This window comes from Streptomyces sp. NPDC006140, from assembly GCF_040628815.1.
Lineage (GTDB): Bacteria > Actinomycetota > Actinomycetes > Streptomycetales > Streptomycetaceae > Streptomyces.
Genome location: NZ_JBEXTS010000011.1, coordinates 229,480 through 245,827, shown reverse-complemented (window position 1 = coordinate 245,827; position 16,348 = coordinate 229,480). Strand labels below are relative to the sequence as shown.

At 66.9% G+C, this 16,348-nt stretch carries 27 protein-coding genes; 2 read left to right on the top strand and 25 right to left on the bottom strand.

Annotation, left to right across the window (positions count from 1 at the left end):
• Positions 1-89: 89 nt before the first annotated feature.
• Entirely contained in the window at positions 90-401 is a 312-nt protein-coding gene (locus ABZ386_RS27555) for a hypothetical protein (RefSeq protein WP_358966257.1), read from the bottom strand.
• Positions 402-475: 74 nt separating this feature from the next.
• Between ABZ386_RS27555 and ABZ386_RS27550 the strand changes: the two genes are divergently transcribed.
• On the top strand, positions 476-1,345 hold the full coding sequence (locus ABZ386_RS27550) for a hypothetical protein (protein ID WP_358966254.1): 870 nt from the start codon (positions 476-478) through the stop codon (positions 1,343-1,345).
• A 25-nt stretch (positions 1,346-1,370) separates the two neighbouring features.
• On the opposite strand, the gene truA is transcribed toward ABZ386_RS27550, so the two are convergent.
• The 8 genes from truA to map all read right to left on the bottom strand — a co-directional run bounded on the left by truA (position 1,371) and on the right by map (position 6,785).
• Complete coding sequence (truA, locus tag ABZ386_RS27545) at positions 1,371-2,225, bottom strand: tRNA pseudouridine(38-40) synthase TruA (RefSeq protein WP_351337583.1); 855 nt, start codon at positions 2,223-2,225, stop codon at positions 1,371-1,373.
• A 141-nt stretch (positions 2,226-2,366) separates the two neighbouring features.
• A complete protein-coding gene (rplQ, locus tag ABZ386_RS27540; RefSeq protein WP_351337586.1) occupies positions 2,367-2,852 on the bottom strand; it encodes a 50S ribosomal protein L17 in 486 nt (161 codons plus the stop codon).
• Positions 2,853-3,019: 167 nt separating this feature from the next.
• Positions 3,020-4,042, bottom strand: coding sequence for a DNA-directed RNA polymerase subunit alpha (locus ABZ386_RS27535; protein ID WP_003966937.1), 1,023 nt, complete (start codon positions 4,040-4,042; stop codon positions 3,020-3,022).
• A gap of 254 nt (positions 4,043-4,296) precedes the next feature.
• Positions 4,297-4,701, bottom strand: coding sequence for a 30S ribosomal protein S11 (rpsK, locus tag ABZ386_RS27530; protein WP_003956432.1), 405 nt, complete (start codon positions 4,699-4,701; stop codon positions 4,297-4,299).
• 64 nt (positions 4,702-4,765) lie between these two features.
• Positions 4,766-5,146: a 30S ribosomal protein S13 gene (gene rpsM, locus ABZ386_RS27525; RefSeq protein ID WP_010036675.1), complete on the bottom strand. Its 381-nt coding sequence runs from the start codon at positions 5,144-5,146 to the stop codon at positions 4,766-4,768.
• A 194-nt stretch (positions 5,147-5,340) separates the two neighbouring features.
• The gene (rpmJ, locus tag ABZ386_RS27520; RefSeq protein WP_003998809.1) at positions 5,341-5,454 is read right to left on the bottom strand and encodes a 50S ribosomal protein L36; all 114 of its coding nucleotides are present in this window, start codon (positions 5,452-5,454) and stop codon (positions 5,341-5,343) included.
• 60 nt (positions 5,455-5,514) lie between these two features.
• The gene (gene infA, locus ABZ386_RS27515; protein ID WP_003948620.1) at positions 5,515-5,736 is read right to left on the bottom strand and encodes a translation initiation factor IF-1; all 222 of its coding nucleotides are present in this window, start codon (positions 5,734-5,736) and stop codon (positions 5,515-5,517) included.
• Positions 5,737-5,948: 212 nt separating this feature from the next.
• On the bottom strand, positions 5,949-6,785 hold the full coding sequence (map, locus tag ABZ386_RS27510) for a type I methionyl aminopeptidase (protein WP_351337590.1): 837 nt from the start codon (positions 6,783-6,785) through the stop codon (positions 5,949-5,951).
• A gap of 290 nt (positions 6,786-7,075) precedes the next feature.
• On the opposite strand from map, the gene ABZ386_RS27505 reads away from it, so the two are divergent.
• Positions 7,076-7,462: a hypothetical protein gene (locus tag ABZ386_RS27505; protein ID WP_351337592.1), complete on the top strand. Its 387-nt coding sequence runs from the start codon at positions 7,076-7,078 to the stop codon at positions 7,460-7,462.
• A gap of 58 nt (positions 7,463-7,520) precedes the next feature.
• On the opposite strand, the gene ABZ386_RS27500 is transcribed toward ABZ386_RS27505, so the two are convergent.
• The 16 genes from ABZ386_RS27500 to rplP all read right to left on the bottom strand — a co-directional run bounded on the left by ABZ386_RS27500 (position 7,521) and on the right by rplP (position 16,348).
• Positions 7,521-8,612 (bottom strand): hypothetical protein, encoded by a 1,092-nt coding sequence (locus ABZ386_RS27500; RefSeq protein WP_358966251.1) that lies wholly within the window; start codon positions 8,610-8,612, stop codon positions 7,521-7,523.
• Between the two features lie 192 nt (positions 8,613-8,804).
• Complete coding sequence (locus ABZ386_RS27495) at positions 8,805-9,455, bottom strand: adenylate kinase (protein WP_114254784.1); 651 nt, start codon at positions 9,453-9,455, stop codon at positions 8,805-8,807.
• Positions 9,455-10,768 carry a preprotein translocase subunit SecY gene (gene secY / locus ABZ386_RS27490; protein WP_114254783.1) on the bottom strand — a complete coding sequence of 438 codons (1,314 nt, stop codon included), beginning with the start codon at positions 10,766-10,768 and terminating at the stop codon, positions 9,455-9,457. The genes ABZ386_RS27495 and secY overlap by 1 nt, the downstream gene beginning before the upstream one ends.
• Before the next feature lie 235 nt (positions 10,769-11,003).
• On the bottom strand, positions 11,004-11,459 hold the full coding sequence (rplO, locus tag ABZ386_RS27485; RefSeq protein ID WP_114254782.1) for a 50S ribosomal protein L15: 456 nt from the start codon (positions 11,457-11,459) through the stop codon (positions 11,004-11,006).
• 2 nt (positions 11,460-11,461) lie between these two features.
• A complete protein-coding gene (gene rpmD / locus ABZ386_RS27480; RefSeq protein WP_003974250.1) occupies positions 11,462-11,644 on the bottom strand; it encodes a 50S ribosomal protein L30 in 183 nt (60 codons plus the stop codon).
• 2 nt (positions 11,645-11,646) lie between these two features.
• Positions 11,647-12,252 carry a 30S ribosomal protein S5 gene (rpsE, locus tag ABZ386_RS27475; protein ID WP_004984517.1) on the bottom strand — a complete coding sequence of 202 codons (606 nt, stop codon included), beginning with the start codon at positions 12,250-12,252 and terminating at the stop codon, positions 11,647-11,649.
• Between the two features lie 67 nt (positions 12,253-12,319).
• Positions 12,320-12,703 carry a 50S ribosomal protein L18 gene (gene rplR, locus ABZ386_RS27470; RefSeq protein ID WP_031118787.1) on the bottom strand — a complete coding sequence of 128 codons (384 nt, stop codon included), beginning with the start codon at positions 12,701-12,703 and terminating at the stop codon, positions 12,320-12,322.
• A 3-nt stretch (positions 12,704-12,706) separates the two neighbouring features.
• Positions 12,707-13,246 (bottom strand): 50S ribosomal protein L6, encoded by a 540-nt coding sequence (gene rplF / locus ABZ386_RS27465; protein WP_114254781.1) that lies wholly within the window; start codon positions 13,244-13,246, stop codon positions 12,707-12,709.
• Positions 13,247-13,269: 23 nt separating this feature from the next.
• Positions 13,270-13,668, bottom strand: a complete 399-nt coding sequence (gene rpsH / locus ABZ386_RS27460) for a 30S ribosomal protein S8 (RefSeq protein WP_003992367.1) — start codon at positions 13,666-13,668, stop codon at positions 13,270-13,272.
• A 213-nt stretch (positions 13,669-13,881) separates the two neighbouring features.
• Positions 13,882-14,067, bottom strand: a complete 186-nt coding sequence (locus ABZ386_RS27455; protein WP_003956452.1) for a type Z 30S ribosomal protein S14 — start codon at positions 14,065-14,067, stop codon at positions 13,882-13,884.
• Positions 14,068-14,072: 5 nt separating this feature from the next.
• Complete coding sequence (gene rplE / locus ABZ386_RS27450) at positions 14,073-14,630, bottom strand: 50S ribosomal protein L5 (protein WP_114254780.1); 558 nt, start codon at positions 14,628-14,630, stop codon at positions 14,073-14,075.
• A complete protein-coding gene (gene rplX, locus ABZ386_RS27445) occupies positions 14,630-14,953 on the bottom strand; it encodes a 50S ribosomal protein L24 (RefSeq protein WP_010036713.1) in 324 nt (107 codons plus the stop codon). The genes rplE and rplX overlap by 1 nt, the downstream gene beginning before the upstream one ends.
• Positions 14,954-14,955: 2 nt before the next feature.
• A complete protein-coding gene (gene rplN / locus ABZ386_RS27440; RefSeq protein ID WP_003998823.1) occupies positions 14,956-15,324 on the bottom strand; it encodes a 50S ribosomal protein L14 in 369 nt (122 codons plus the stop codon).
• A gap of 96 nt (positions 15,325-15,420) precedes the next feature.
• Positions 15,421-15,708 carry a 30S ribosomal protein S17 gene (gene rpsQ, locus ABZ386_RS27435; protein WP_010036717.1) on the bottom strand — a complete coding sequence of 96 codons (288 nt, stop codon included), beginning with the start codon at positions 15,706-15,708 and terminating at the stop codon, positions 15,421-15,423.
• Entirely contained in the window at positions 15,705-15,929 is a 225-nt protein-coding gene (gene rpmC / locus ABZ386_RS27430; protein WP_003974259.1) for a 50S ribosomal protein L29, read from the bottom strand. Before rpmC ends, rpsQ begins: the two co-directional genes overlap by 4 nt.
• A complete protein-coding gene (gene rplP, locus ABZ386_RS27425) occupies positions 15,929-16,348 on the bottom strand; it encodes a 50S ribosomal protein L16 (protein ID WP_004984526.1) in 420 nt (139 codons plus the stop codon). Before rplP ends, rpmC begins: the two co-directional genes overlap by 1 nt.

Genomic DNA, 16,348 nt, shown 5'->3' with positions numbered 1-16,348 from the left:
TGTAAGGGCCCGTCCCGTGAGAATGAGCAAGCCAATACACAACGAACAAGCAGAATACCGGGGCGTTCGACAAGGGTCAAAACGCGGGATCACCGCCCGCGATCGACCACGGACAGGCACAGGGCGGCACACACCGTGACGGCTCTCCGCAGCGTCCGCCGCCGCACCGGCCGCACCCACGGAAACACCGACGACAGCACCACGTCGGCGCACACACGGGCACCCCACCGCAGCAGGGAACCGCCACCGCGCGGACGACGGGACGCCCCCACCACCCCGAGCAGCACCGACGGCCACACCCCGAGTCCGGCCGGCAGCCACACCGACAGGCACACCAGCAGCACCACGGCCGGCAGCAGTCGCCCCAACCACCCGCAGATGTCGCCTTTGCCCGTTGTCATGGGAGGAACGCTAGGGGCTCCGGGGTCGCTCGGGGCGGACCAGCACGCCCCATGTCCCGTCTAAGATGCGCCCCATGAGCTTTGGGCAGGGGGGACCTCAGTCCCAGTGGGATCCCTGGAAACCGCAGTCGCAGCAGCCGTGGAACAGCGGCGGCGGCCAGTCTCCGGACTGGGCCGCGCTCGCCGAGGCGTCCGAGGCCCGTAACAAACGACGCCGACTGCTGCTGGTCGGCGGCGGCGCGCTCGCCACCGTCGCGATCGGTGCCGCCGTCGCCGTGGCCGTGGTCTCGGCGGGCGGCGACGACCAGGCGAACAACCCTGCCTCCCTGCCCTCCCCGGCCATCCCGAGCGGCTCGGCCTCGGCCCCGTCGTTCGCCCCGACCAGCGCCCCGCCCCCGCTGGACCCGAAGGACTTCATCTCCAGCGCGAAGAAGGACAAGGCCCCGCTCAGCCCGGAGACCCTTTTCCCCGGCACTCAGCTGACCTTGGGCGAGACGGTGTACAAGAAGGGCCCCACCGCCGACACCAGGAACTGCGCCTCGGCGGCCGGCGGCACGCTCCCCAAGGCCCTCACCGGGAACGACTGCACCCGCCTGATACGTGCCACCTACTCCAAGGGCGGCATCGCCGTGACGGTCGGTGTGGCGGTCTTCGACACCGAGGCCCAGGCCGCCAAGGCCAGGAGCCAGACCAACAAGAGGAGCTTCGTCAAGTCGCTCTCGGGCGGCGGCGTGAAGCCCTTCTGCGAGTCCGGTTTCTGCCGTACGACCGGCAACTCCTACGGCCGCTACGCCTACTTCACCAACGCCGGCTTCACCAGCGGCAAGGATGTGACGCCCGGGGACACCGCGGTCTTCAAGGCGGGCAACGACCTGGTCCAGTTCACGTTCGACCGGATCCGCCTGCGCGGCGAGGCCCAGGCGTCGGCCGCGGCCGAACAGTAGGCGACCGCGGCCGGGCCGGGAGGCGTCAGCAGCACCCCGCCGACGGCAGCGACCGCTTGTTCCGCGCCTCCTTGCTGCGCGCGGCGAGCAGTTCGTCGGCCGGGTAGCCGACCTCCTCCAGCGTCAGGCCGTGCGGCCGTACGACGTGCACGGCGGAGTCCCGTACGCCGGCGTCGAGCACCTTCCGCGGCCAGTCGGCGGGCCGGTGCCCGTCGCCCACGAACAGCAGCGCCCCGATGAGCGAGCGCACCATGTTGTGGCAGAAGGCGTCGGCCCGCACGGTGGCCGTGACGATCCCGTCGTCCCCGCGCACCAGGCTCAGCTCCTGCAGCGTGCGGATGGTGGTGGCCCCCTCCCGCTTCTTGCAGTAGGCGGCGAAGTCGTGCTCCCCCAGCAGCCCGCGGGCGGCCTCGTTCATGGCGTCCACGTCGAGGGGCCAGTCGTGCCACAGCACATGGTTGCGCAGCAGCGGGTCGACGCCCCCGGGGTTGTCGGTGACCCGGTACGCGTATCGCCGCCACACCGCCGAGAAACGGGCGTTGAAGCCACTGGGCGCCTCCCTGAGGGCCCAGACCCGCACGTCCCGGGGCAGCCGCCCGGCGAGCCTCTTCAGAAGCTTCTGGTGGTGCTCGGCCCACACCTCACGCGGCAGGTCCACGTGCGCGACCTGCCCCCGCGCGTGCACCCCGGCGTCGGTGCGCCCCGCCACGGTCAGCTCGTACGTCTCCCGCGACCGCGTCACGGTCCGCAGGGCGTCCTCGATCTCCCCCTGCACGGTCCGCCGCCCCCCGGCCTGCTTGGCCCACCCGGAGAACTCGCTCCCGTCGTACGACAGATCGAGACGGACACGAACGTAACCAGCCGCTGCTTCATCACTCACGTACAGATCCTCTCAGCAACACAAAAGCGGGCCCGTCCCCAAAAAGGAACGGACCCGCCAACGCCCTCTCAGGGGCGCGGGGAACTGCGCGAACAACCACGACGAAGCCGCGGCCGCCGACCCACAATCCCCGGCAGACGCTTAGGCGTCCTTCGACTCCTCGGCGTCCTCGGCCTTGGTCGTGTCGACCTGAGCCTCGGCAGCCTCGGCGTCCTTGGCGGCACGCTTCGTCGCGGCCTCGGCCTCGCCGGTCGCCTCCTGCGCCACCGTCAGACCCTCGACCAGCTCGATGACGGCCATGGGCGCGTTGTCGCCACGGCGGTTACCGATCTTGGTGATGCGGGTGTAGCCACCCGGACGGTTCTCGTAGCGCGGGCCGATCTCGGTGAAGAGCGTGTGGACGACGCTCTTGTCCGTGATGACCTGGAGCACCTGACGGCGGTTGTGAAGGTCGCCCTTCTTCGCCTTGGTGACCAGACGCTCGGCGTACGGACGCAGCTTGCGCGCCTTCGCCTCGGTGGTGGTGATACGACCGTGCTCGAACAGCGACTTCGCGAGGTTCGCGAGCATCAGCTTCTCGTGCGCGGCGCTGCCGCCCATACGGGCACCCTTGGTGGGCTTCGGCATGGTGTTTCTCCTAGGTGTCTGCCCCGGCCGTATCAGGTACCGGGGTCAGTATCCGAGCAGGCGGTCGCCTGTCGGAGATCCGGGGTGCGCCCCGGAAGGGGCGCGGGGAACTGCGCGATCGAGCACAGCGCACCCGCACCCGAGTACGGACCCGAAGGCCCGAGCTCTTAGTACTGCTCGGTCTCCACGAAGCCCGCGTCCGCGTCGTCGTCCGCACCGAACGCGTCCGCCGCAGCGGTCGGGTCGAAGCCGGGAGGCGAGTCCTTGAGCGCGAGGCCCATGCCCGCCAGCTTCGCCTTGACCTCGTCGATCGACTTGGCACCGAAGTTGCGGATGTCGAGCAGGTCCGCCTCGGACCGCGCCACGAGCTCACCCACGGAGTGGATGCCCTCGCGCTTGAGGCAGTTGTACGACCGAACGGTGAGCTCCAGCTCCTCGATCGGCAGCGCCAGATCGGCGGCGAGGGCGGCGTCCGTCGGGGACGGGCCCATGTCGATGCCCTCGGCGTCGATGTTCAGCTCGCGGGCGAGACCGAACAGCTCGACCAGGGTCTTACCGGCCGACGCCATGGCGTCACGCGGGCGCATGGCCTGCTTGGTCTCGACGTCGACGATCAGCTTGTCGAAGTCGGTCCGCTGCTCGACACGCGTGGCCTCGACCTTGTACGTGACCTTGAGCACCGGCGAGTAGATCGAGTCGACCGGGATCCGGCCGATCTCCTGGCCGACCTGCTTGTTCTGCACGGCGGAGACGTAACCGCGGCCGCGCTCGACCGTCAGCTCCATCTCCAGCTTGCCCTTGCCGTTGAGCGTGGCGAGGACGAGGTCGGGGTTGTGCACCTCGACACCGGCCGGGGGCGCGATGTCGGCGGCGGTGACCAGACCCGGGCCCTGCTTGCGCAGGTACATCACGACCGGCTCGTCGTGCTCCGAGGAGACGACCAGCTGCTTGATGTTGAGGATCAGGTCGGTGACGTCCTCCTTGACGCCCGGCACGGTGGTGAACTCGTGCAGCACGCCGTCGATGCGGATGGACGTGACCGCCGCACCCGGGATCGAGGAGAGGAGGGTCCGGCGCAGGGAGTTGCCGAGGGTGTAGCCGAAGCCCGGCTCCAGCGGCTCGATCACGAACCGGGAGCGGAACTCGTCGACGACCTCTTCGGTCAACGAGGGACGCTGAGCGATCAGCATGTGTGGATCAGATCCTTCAGTCGGGGGCGCCCGCTATTTGACGCCCGACTTGAACCGCCCCCGACAGAAAGGGACGGGTACTGCAAGGGTACGGGCGATACGGCCCTTTTACGGAGCCGTACCGCCCGAAAACCGTGAACCCGAAGGCGACGCGTCAGACGCGACGGCGCTTCGGCGGACGGCAGCCGTGCTGCGACATTGCGGGGGGCGACCCCCGCACCCCCAGCAGGATGCCGACCGCGTGAGCCGATGCGTCAGACGCGACGGCGCTTCGGCGGACGGCAGCCGTTGTGCGGGGTCGGGGTGACGTCCTGGATGGAGCCGACCTCGAGGCCCGTGGCCTGCAGGGAGCGGATCGCGGTCTCACGACCGGAACCCGGGCCCTTGACGAACACGTCGACCTTGCGCATGCCGTGCTCCTGGGCGCGGCGGGCGGCCGACTCGGCGGCCATCTGCGCGGCGAACGGCGTGGACTTCCGGGAGCCCTTGAAGCCGACGTGGCCGGCGGAGGCCCAGGAGATCACGTTGCCGGACGGGTCCGTGATCGAGACGATCGTGTTGTTGAACGTGCTCTTGATGTGCGCGTGGCCGTGAGCGACGTTCTTCTTTTCCTTGCGGCGCACCTTCTTGGCAGCGCCCTGACGACCCTTGGGGGGCATCTATAACTCCTACGGGAGGTGGTCGGTCCTGCAGCGAAGACCGCTGACGAGCGTCCGCTGAGGACTACTTCTTGCCCGGCTTCTTCTTACCGGCGATGGCGCGACGCGGGCCCTTGCGGGTACGCGCGTTGGTGCTGGTGCGCTGACCGCGGACGGGCAGACCCCGACGGTGACGCAGACCCTGGTAGGTACCGATCTCGACCTTGCGGCGGATGTCGGCCTGGATCTCGCGACGGAGGTCACCCTCGGTCTTGATGTTGTTGTCGACGTACTCGCGGATCGCGACCAGCTGCTCCTCGGAGAGGTCACGAACACGGGTGTTCGGGTCCACGCCGGTGGCGGCCAGCGTCTGCTGGGAGAGGGTCCGGCCGATGCCGAACACGTAGGTGAGGGCGATCTCCACGCGCTTGTCGCGCGGGATGTCAACACCGGAAACGCGTGCCATTCAATGGCTCCAGTTACTTGTCGGAGGTCTTCCGCAGAACCGACTCCCAGCCGCCGTACCAGGTACGAACTGGGTCCCCGGCCTCCGAACCGGGGGTGTCAGACGAACAGCCGTCCGCCTGGATCCTGCGTATGAACATATTCAGCTTGCGTCGCGCGAAACTCTGCGATGGATGCAGAGGGATCGGTCGTGCGTCAGCCCTGGCGCTGCTTGTGGCGCGGGTTCTCGCAGATGACCATGACCCGGCCGTGACGGCGGATCACCCTGCACTTGTCGCAGATCTTCTTGACGCTCGGCTTGACCTTCATGGGATTGAGGTTCTCCGGGTCAGTGCCACCACCCCGCCGGAACGGGATGCGGGGCAAGATCTACTTGTAGCGGTAGACGATCCGGCCACGCGTCAGGTCGTACGGAGACAGCTCCACCACGACCCGGTCGTCAGGGAGGATGCGGATGTAGTGCATACGCATCTTGCCGCTGATGTGTGCCAGGACCTGGTGGCCGTTCTGGAGCTCGACCTTGAACATGGCGTTCGGCAGAGACTCGACGACAGTGCCCTCGATCTCGATGGCACCTTGCTTCTTGGCCACGCTTCGCCCTTCGAATCGACTACCTTGATCGACTCAGTGCGGGCCGCATGCAGACATGCGGATACACAAGAGCCGACGAGTCAGTCTACGTCAGGCCCCTCGGAAACACGAATCGAGAGAGTCTGCCCCGAGACGCAGGGCTTCAAGCGCCCCGACAGGGGCGCGGGGAACCGCGCGAGGAACCCCCACCGGCCCGCAGCCGCAGTCGCCACTCAGCCCAGCGGATCCGGAGCGGCGACGATCCCCAGCTCGGCGAGCTTCGCCTTCCCCCCGTCGGGAGCCGTCAGCACCAGCGGCCCCTCCTCCGTCAGAGCGACGGAGTGCTCCCAGTGCGACGACCACGTACCGTCCGTCGTGACGACCGTCCAGTCGTCCTGGAGGACCTCCGTCTTCGGCGTCCCCAGCGACACCATCGGCTCGATCGCGAGGCAGAACCCGGGCACCAGCTTCGGGCCCTTGCCGCGCCGCCGGTCGACGTAGTTCAGCAGGTGCGGGTCCATGTGCATCTCCGTGCCGATGCCGTGGCCGCCGTAGTCCTCGATGATCCCGTACTTGCCGCCGCCCGGCTTGGGCTGGCGGCGGATGTACGTCTCGATGGCCCGGGAGATGTCGACCAGCCGGTTGCCCTGCTTCATGGCCGCGATGCCGGCCCACATCGACTCCTCGGTCACCCGCGAGAGCTCGATCAGCTCCGGGGCGTGACCGGAGCCCACGAAGACCGTGATGGCCGCGTCGCCGTGCCACCCGTCCACGATCGCCCCGGCATCGATGGAAATGATGTCGCCGTTCTGCAGCACGGTCTCCCGGTCGGGAATGCCATGCACCACAACTTCATTCACCGACGTGCAGATATTGCCGGGAAAGCCCCCGTACCCCAGAAAATTGGGCTTCGCCCCGTGATCGGCCAGCACCTTCGCCGCGATCTCGTCCAGCTCCTTGGTGCTCACCCCGGGCTGCGCGGCCTCGGCGCAGGCCTTGTGCATGGCGGCAACGACAAGCCCCGCAGCCCGCATCTTCGCAATCTGCTCGGGATTCTTGATCTGCACCATCTGGGCTGCCGCCTCCTGCCGCGGGTTACGTCTATCCCCTACACGATACGCGTCCACGCGAGCCGAAGCCGGGGCGACGGCAAGCCAGGACATGCCTCGCACGGCCGGCCTCCGGTCGGCCCGCCACGGTCACGGGAGCCGAGTCACTCCTGCACCCTCAGCAACAAAAGTCGTTGACGAACACAACCGGCCACTCTAGCCTCGCAGTTGCCACCGGGCGCTGCCGGGTGGCAGCGCTCAGCCGCACACACTTCGGACCGGATACCCGGTCCCCAAAAACGGGGGTTCAAGTGATCAAGACAGCTCTGTCCCGCCTGGCCGTGGCCGGTGCCGCCGCCGCTCTGGTCGGTCTCACCGCGGCCTCGCCCGCCATGGCCGACGACGAGGGGCCCCTCTGGTACAGCAACCGGGGCACGGTGACCTTCAACGACGACGGTGACGACATCACGGTCTGCGACAAGCTGGCCGACGGCCACGGCGTCACGGGCTACCTGGAGCGACTCAACAGCTCCGGCACCGGTCTGGTGTGGGTCATCAAAGAAGAGGACGGCGGAGACGCCGGCTGCGACCGGTCCGACAACGGCTACGACATGATAGGCAACATCTCGCACGGTCTGGCCATCTGCTGGAACGGCACCGGCTCCTGCGTCCGCTCGAACTGGTACTTCGACGAGTAGGCCCGTTGCGCACCGAGAGGTTTCGAGACCTCTACGGTGACCTCGTAGCTCCGGCCGGTCAGCGCTTGGTGAAGACCGGGTTCCAGCGGCCGGCGTATTCGACCTGGGCCTTACGGAAGCCCGAGAGCGGTGTCACCTTGTCGCTGTCCAGGCCGACCAGGACCAGCTGGTTGCGGAACTCGCCCTTGCCGGGCTGGCACTGGCTGGGGTCACACCGCCAGGCGATGAGGTGGGTGTTGTCCGCCCACGCGAGAAGCTGCTGTCCGGGTACGACTGCGCTCTGCTTGCCGGTCTTCGCGTCCAGAACCGCGGAAACGATCTGGCCGTCCTTGCCCCCCGCGAAGCCGCCCGTCACGAGCTTTCCGTCCGGGGACGCAGTCACCGGCGGAAAGATCAGATCGGTCTTCTGCCGCGGAAGCGACTTCAGCCTGCCGTTCACGTCGTAGTAGTTCCGGCCCGGCTGGTCGAGCCGCTGCTCCCACAGCGTCTCGCCGTCACGGCTCCAGCTGAAGTCCTGACGCCCGGTGCCGGCCATGGCCGCAAGACTGTCCTTCTTGGCCGGCCGCTCACTGAATTGCGCCTGGCCTGAGTCGACGTCGATGACATAGAAGCCGGTACGGCTCTGCTTCGGCCCCGGCATCTCCCGACCATCGCCATCCTCCGACGCGCCCTGCACACGCACCGGCGCGTCCTTGAAGAGGCCGTCGGGGTTGTGGCTGTACGTCGTCGCCACCAGGCGCTTGCCGTCCGGCGAGAACTGCACACCGCCCACGCTCTTGTCGACCTTGATCCAGCGCTGGACCTTGCCCGTGGACAGGCTCATCAGGCCGATGCGGTTGACGGGCAGACCGCGCTCCAGCACCGCGGCCGTCTTCATCCCGGGAGCGACATCGAGCCAGGCCCAGCCGGTCTTCTCGTACCGCTTGGTCGCGGCGTTGTACAGACTCCACTCACGCCCGTTCACCGCATCCCCGTTCGGCTGCTGCACGAGCTTCGTCGTGTAGTACGCCGAGACGGCGACCTGGCCTGCGGCTATCAGCTGGCGCGGCGGGGACTGGTCCGGACGGGCCACCACGTCCGAGACCTCGGACTGCCCTTCCTGATCACCGCCCGTCAGGGCCAACGACACCCCGATGACTGCGGCGACCACGGCGACCGCGGCGACCGCCAGGCTGCGGCTCCTGCGGTGGAGCAGCGACGGCCGCTCCCGCTCGGCGGAATCGTCGGACCGTGACACCTGTTCGAGCTTGATGGCCGTACCTCCTCGGCAGAGCACTTTCGGGGTCCCCAAGAAGCAAGGCAGCGGCCCCCGGCGGGGGCCGCTGCCTTGCTTTGCGAGCTGTTACGAACCGGGAAGCGCCGACATGGCCCGCTTCGTGACGTCCGCCACCTTCCCCATCGCGGAGACCGTGGTCACCAGGCCCTGGGCCTTGTAGTAGTCGATGATCGGCTCGGTCTGCGTGTGGTAGACCTCCAGCCGCCGACGCACCGTGTCCTCATGATCGTCATCACGCTGGTAGAGTCCACCACCGCACACGTCGCACACGCCCTCCGCCGCGGGCGGGTTGTACGTGACGTGGAAGACGTGCGCCGAGTCGTTGCGGCAGATCCGCCGGCCGGCGATCCGCTTGACGACCTCCTCCTCGGGGACCTCCAGGTCCAGCACCGCGTCGATCTTCATGTCCGCTTCACGCAGCATCACGTCGAGCGCTTCCGCCTGGGCGACGTTCCGCGGGAAGCCGTCGAGGAGGAAGCCCCCGGCCGCGTCCGGCTGCTGCATACGGTCGCGCGCCATGCCGATGGTGACCTCGTCGGGCACCAGCTGTCCCGCGTCCATGTAGGACTTCGCACGCAGCCCGAGCTCTGTGCCCTGGCTGATGTTCGCGCGGAACAGGTCGCCCGTGGAGATGTGCGGGATCGACAGGTTCTTGGCGAGGAACGCGGCCTGCGTTCCCTTACCGGCACCCGGCGGCCCGACGAGGACGATACGCATCAGCGGAGGAACCCTTCGTAATTGCGCTGCTGGAGCTGGCTCTCGATCTGCTTCACCGTTTCGAGGCCGACACCCACGATGATCAGGATGCTGGTCCCGCCGAACGGGAAGTTCTGGTCCGCCTCGAAACCAGCCAACGCCATCGTCGGGACGAGAGCGATCAGCCCCAGATACAGCGAACCCGGCCAGGTGATCCGGTTGAGCACGTACGACAGGTACTCAGCGGTCGGTCGGCCAGCCCGGATGCCCGGGATGAAGCCACCATACTTCTTCATGTTGTCCGCGACTTCCTCGGGGTTGAACGAGATGGCCACGTAGAAGAAGGCGAAGAAGACGATCAGAAGGAAGTAGAGGGTGATGTGCGCCGGAGCATTCGGCTTCGCGAGGTTCTGTTCGATCCAGGTCTTCCAGTCGGCGCTGCCACCGGCGAACTGCGCGATCAGTGCCGGAATGTAGAGCAGCGACGAGGCAAAGATCACAGGGATGATGCCAGCCTGGTTGACCTTCAGCGGAATGTACGTCGACGTGCCGCCGTAGGACCTCCGGCCGATCATGCGCTTCGCGTACTGCACCGGAATACGCCGCTGGGCCTGCTCGACGAAGACGACGAGGCCGATCATCACCAGGCCGATGACACACACGATGCCGAACTCGATCCAGCCGCCGGCCAGGGTGCCCTGCGTCTTGATGGCCCACAGGCCGGACGGGAAGGTCGCGGCGATCGAGATGAACATCAGGATGGACATGCCGTTGCCGATGCCGCGGTCGGTGATGAGCTCACCGAGCCACATCACGGTCGCCGTACCGGCGGTCATGGTGATGACCATGGTGACGGTGACGAAGATCGACTGGTCGGGGACGATCTGGCTGGCCACCGGGCAGCCCTGGAAGAGGGCGCCGCTGCGGGCGGTGGCGACGAGGCCGGTGCCCTGGAGGATGGCGAGCGCCACGGTCAGATACCGGGTGTACTGCGTGATCTTCGCCGTACCGGACTGCCCCTCCTTCTTGAGAGCTTCCAGACGCGGGATCACCACGGTCAGCAGCTGAAGGATAATGCTCGCCGTGATGTACGGCATGATGCCGAGCGCAAAGATCGTGATCTGCAGCAGCGCGCCGCCACTGAACATGTTGATCAGGCCGAAGATGCCCGAGGTGGCATTCGCCTGGTCGACACAGACCTGGACGGCCCTGTAGTCGACGCCGGGGATCGGAATGTGCGTACCGATCCGGTAGATCACGATGATGCCGAGCGTGAAGAGCAGCTTCTTGCGCAGGTCGGGCGTCTTGAACGCCCGGGCGAACGCGGTGAGCACGGTGCCTCCTGCGACCCCCGCGCAACTGCGTCAAGGGTGACGGTCTTGAGGTTCGACGAATAGGTAACGGTCAACTGCCGCTGTGAGTGCCCGAAGTGAAGCACCCAGTGAAAAGTGGGCAGTGCAGGCCACCTTACCGGCGAGACTGCCGCCCTAGGAACGACCAACCGGGGATACCCCATTTGTGGAGTATCCCCGGTCGGGATCGCTCAGGTCATCGAGACGCCTGTGGTGTTCAGACGAGCTCGGTGACGGAACCGCCGGCGGCGGTGATCTTCTCCTTGGCGGAACCGGAGACGGCGTCGACCGTCACCTGCAGCGCCACGGAGACCTCGCCCTGGCCGAGCACCTTGACGAGGCTGTTCTTGCGAACGGCACCCTTGGCGACCAGGTCCTCGACCGTGACCTCCCCGCCCTCGGGGTAGAGGGAGGCGAGCTTGTCCAGGTTCACGACCTGGTACTCGGTCTTGAACGGGTTCTTGAAGCCCTTCAGCTTCGGGAGGCGCATGTGGAGGGGCATCTGGCCACCCTCGAAGCGCTCCGGAACCTGGTAACGGGCCTTCGTGCCCTTGGTACCACGACCGGCCGTCTTACCCTTCGACGCCTCACCACGACCGACACGGGTCTTGGCGGTCTTGGCGCCCGGGGCGGGACGGAGGTTGTGGATCTTGAGCGGGTTGTTCTCCGCCATGATCAGTCGACCTCCTCGACCGTCACGAGGTGGCGGACGGTGTGCACCATGCCGCGGAACTCGGGGCGGTCCTCCTTGACGACCTGCGTGTTGATCCCCTTGAGACCAAGGGAACGCAGGGTGTCACGGTGGTTCTGCTTGCTGCCGATGTAGGACTTCACCTGCGTGATCTTGAGCTGCGCCATGATCACACACCCGCCCCGGCACGAGCGCGCAGCAGAGCCGCGGGGGCGACGTCCTCCAGCGGCAGACCGCGGCGGGCCGCGATCTCCTCGGGACGCTGCAGGCCCTTCAGGGCCTCCACGGTCGCGTGCACGATGTTGATCGCGTTGTCGGAGCCGAGCGACTTCGACAGCACGTCGTGGATACCGGCGCACTCGAGCACGGCACGCACCGGACCACCGGCGATAACACCGGTACCCGGGGACGCGGGCTTGAGCAGCACGACGCCGGCAGCCTTCTCACCCTGGATGGGGTGCGGGATGGTGCCCTGGATGCGGGGGACCTTGAAGAAGTGCTTCTTGGCCTCCTCAACGCCCTTGGCGATGGCGGCCGGCACCTCCTTGGCCTTGCCGTATCCGACACCCACGGTGCCGTCACCGTCGCCCACCACGACCAGCGCGGTGAAGCTGAAGCGACGACCACCCTTCACAACCTTGGCGACGCGGTTGATCGCGACAACGCGCTCAACGTACGCGGTCTTCTCGGCGGCAGCTGCGCCGCCGTCACGGCCCTTCCGGTCCCGCCGCTCGCCGCCACCGGCACCGCCACCGCGGCGCTGGGGTCCAGCCATTGGAATTACCTCTCTCTGTCTCCGCTAGCTACGCAGCAACAATCAGTCGCTGCGCGAGGGGCAGGACTCAGAACTTGAGTCCGGCCTCGCGGGCGGCGTCCGCCAGGGCGGCGATGCGCCCCGCGTACTGGTTACCACCACGGTCGAACACGACGGCCTCGACACCGGCGGCCTTGGCGCGCTCGGCGACCAGGGCACCGACCTGCTTGGCCTGCGCGGACTTGTCGCCCTCGCCACCACGGATCGACGCGTCCAGGGTGGACGCCGACGCCAGGGTGTGGCCCTTCAGGTCGTCGATCACCTGCGCCACGATGTGGCGGTTGGAGCGGGTCACGACCAGACGGGGACGCTCCGCCGTACCGTTGATCCGCTTGCGGATCCGGATGTGACGGCGCTTGATCGCGGCGCGCTTGTAGGCGTCGCCCTTCAGGATCTTCTGCCCGTATGCCATGGCTTACTTACCCGCCTTTCCGACCTTGCGGCGGATGACTTCGCCCTCGTACTTGACGCCCTTGGCCTTGTACGGGTCGGGCTTGCGCAGCTTGCGGATGTTGGCCGCAACCTCGCCGACCTTCTGCTTGTCGATGCCCTCGACCGAGAAACGGGTCGGGGTCTCCACCTTGAAGGTGATGCCCTCGGGGGCCTCGACCAGGATCGGGTGGCTGTAGCCGAGGGAGAACTCCAGGTTGGAGCCCTTCGCCACGACGCGGTAACCGACACCGCTGATTTCGAGCTTCTTGACGTATCCCGTGGTCACACCGGTGATCATGTTCGCCACCAGCGTGCGGGACAGGCCGTGCAGGGCCTTGCTCTGCCGCTCGTCGTTCGGGCGGAGCACCTGGAGGGTGCCGTCCTCGCCCTTAGCGATGTCGATCGGCGCGACAACGGTGTGGGTCAGTTCGCCCTTGGGGCCCTTGACCGAGACCGTACGGCCGTCGATGGTGACGTCCACGCCGGCGGGAACCGGGATGGGGAGCTTGCCGATACGCGACATTGTGTCTCTCCTCCGTTCCCGAATTACCAGACGTAGGCGAGGACTTCCCCACCCACGCCCTTCTTCTGCGCCTGCTTGTCGGTCAGGAGGCCGTGGGACGTGGAGATGATGGCCACGCCCAGGCCGCCGAGAACCTTCGGCAGGTTGGTGGACTTCGCGTACACCCGGAGACCGGGCTTGGAGATCCGCTTGATGCCCGCGATGGAGCGCTCACGGTTGGGGCCGAACTTCAGCTCCAGGACGAGGTTCTTGCCGACCTCGGCGTCCTCGACCTTCCAGCCCGTGATGAAGCCCTCCTGCTGGAGGATCTCCGCGATGTGCGACTTGATCTTCGAGTGCGGCATCGCCACGGAGTCGTGGTACGCCGAGTTCGCGTTCCGCAGACGCGTCAGCATGTCTGCGATCGGATCAGTCATGGTCATGAATTGGCCTTCGGCCTCTCTCGCCGGGGTTTCCTGGTGCGCCATCCCTCTCCCCGATCCGAGACGGGACGGGTGCGGCGCGGTGGACCTACGGCGTAGTAAGTCTTAAGGGCGGCGGCAGACGCCCAACCCCACAAGCCTAAGGCATGTGAGTTGGACGTCCTGCCGCCCCAGATGCTTACCGAGAGCCCTGCGAATCCCTTTTTAGGGGGATTACCAGGAGCTCTTGGTCACGCCCGGCAGCTCGCCACGGTGAGCCATCTCACGAAGGCACACGCGGCACAGGCCGAACTTGCGGTACACGGAGTGCGGACGACCGCAGCGCTGGCAGCGGGTGTACGCACGCACGCCGAACTTGGGCTTGCGGGCAGCCTTCGCGATCAGAGCCTTCTTCGCCATCTCGCTCACGCCTCCTTGAAGGGGAAGCCGAGGTGACGGAGGAGCGCGCGGCCCTCAGCGTCGTTGGTCGCCGTGGTGACCACGGTGATGTCCATACCCCGGACGCGGTCGATCTTGTCCTGGTCGATCTCGTGGAACATGACCTGCTCCGTGAGACCGAAGGTGTAGTTGCCACGGCCGTCGAACTGCTTGGGGGACAGACCGCGGAAGTCGCGGATGCGCGGGAGCGCCAGCGACAGGGTGCGGTCCAGGAACTCCCACATGCGGTCGCCACGGAGCGTGACGTGGGCACCGATCGGCTGGCCCTCACGCAGCTTGAACTGCGCGATGGACTTGCGGGCCTTGGTGACGGCCGGCTTCTGACCGGTGATCGTGGTGAGGTCGCGGATGGCGCCCTCGATCAGCTTGGAGTCGCGGGCGGCGTCGCCCACACCCATGTTGACCACGATCTTGACGAGGCCGGGGATCTGCATGACGTTCTCGTACTTGAACTCGTCACGCAGCTTGCCCGCGATCTCCTCGCGGTACTTCTGCTTCAGGCGCGGAGTGGTGGTGGTCGTCATCAGATGTCCTCACCCGTCCGCTTGGCAACGCGGATCTTGTTGCCTTCGTCGTCGAAGCGGTAACCGACGCGGGTCACGACCTTCTTGCCGTCCTTCTCCACGACCAGCTGGACGTTGGAGACGTGGATCGGCGCCTCGGTGGTGACGATGCCGCCGGCCTGCGAACCGCGAGCCGTCGGACCGGCCTTGGTGTGCTTCTTGACCCGGTTGACACCCTCGACCAGGACACGGTCCTCACGGGGGAAGGCCGCGATGACCTTGCCCTGCTTGCCCTTGTCCTTACCGGTGATGACCTGGACCAGGTCGCCCTTCTTGATCTTCATGCTCACAGCACCTCCGGCGCGAGGGAGATGATCTTCATGAACTTCTTCTCGCGCAGCTCACGGCCCACCGGGCCGAAGATACGGGTGCCACGAGGGTCGCCGTCGTTCTTCAGAATGACGGCGGCGTTCTCGTCGAAGCGGATGTACGAGCCGTCCGGACGGCGGCGCTCCTTGACGGTGCGAACGATGACCGCCTTGACGACGTCACCCTTCTTCACGTTGCCACCGGGGATCGCGTCCTTGACGGTGGCGACGATGACGTCACCGATACCCGCGTAGCGGCGACCGGAGCCGCCGAGCACACGGATGCAGAGGATCTCCTTCGCACCCGTGTTGTCGGCGACACGCAGTCGCGACTCCTGCTGGATCACGTCTATCTCCTGATCGTCTGCCGGTTCCCCGGGGGCCGCTCACCGAGCGGCCCCCGGAGCCTGGCGGAACTGACCTGCGGGTTTGCCCCGCAGGAATTACTTGGCCTTCTCGAGGATCTCGACGACGCGCCAGCGCTTGGTCGCGGACAGCGGCCGGGTCTCCATGAGGAGGACGCGGTCGCCGACACCCGCGGCGTTCTGCTCGTCGTGGGCCTTGAGCTTGTTCGTACGACGGATGACCTTGCCGTACAGCGCGTGCTTGACGCGGTCCTCGACGGCGACGACGACGGTCTTGTCCATCTTGTCGCTGACGACCAGGCCCTCACGGGTCTTGCGGAAACCGCGGTCCGTCTTGGTCTCTTCAGTCACGTTGCTCTCGCTCATGCGCTCTCCACCGTCTCGATGCCCAGCTCGCGCTCACGCATCAGGGTGTAGATCCGCGCGATGTCCTTGCGGACGGCCTTGAGCCGACCGTGGTTCTCGAGCTGGCCCGTCGCCGCCTGGAAGCGGAGGTTGAACAGCTCTTCCTTGGCCTCGCGGAGCTTCGCCAGAAGCTCCTCGTTGCCCAGCTCGCGCAGCTCCGACGCCTTGGTACCGGCCGACATCACGCTTCACCTGCCTCGCGCTTGACGATCTTGCACTTCATCGGCAGCTTGTGAGCCGCACGGGTCAGGGCCTCGCGCGCGATCTTCTCGTTGGGGTACGACAGCTCGAACATCACGCGTCCGGGCTTGACGTTGGCCACCCACCACTCCGGCGAACCCTTACCGGAACCCATGCGGGTCTCGGCCGGCTTCTTGGTGAGGGGGCGGTCCGGGTAGATGTTGATCCAGACCTTGCCGCCACGCTTGATGTGACGGGTCATCGCGATACGAGCGGCCTCGATCTGACGGTTCGTCACGTACGCCGGGGTCAGCGCCTGGATGCCGTACTCGCCGAACGCAACCTGCGTGCCACCCTTGGACATGCCGTTGCGCTTGGGGTGGTGCTGCTTGCGGTGCTTGACCCTACGGGGGATCAGCAT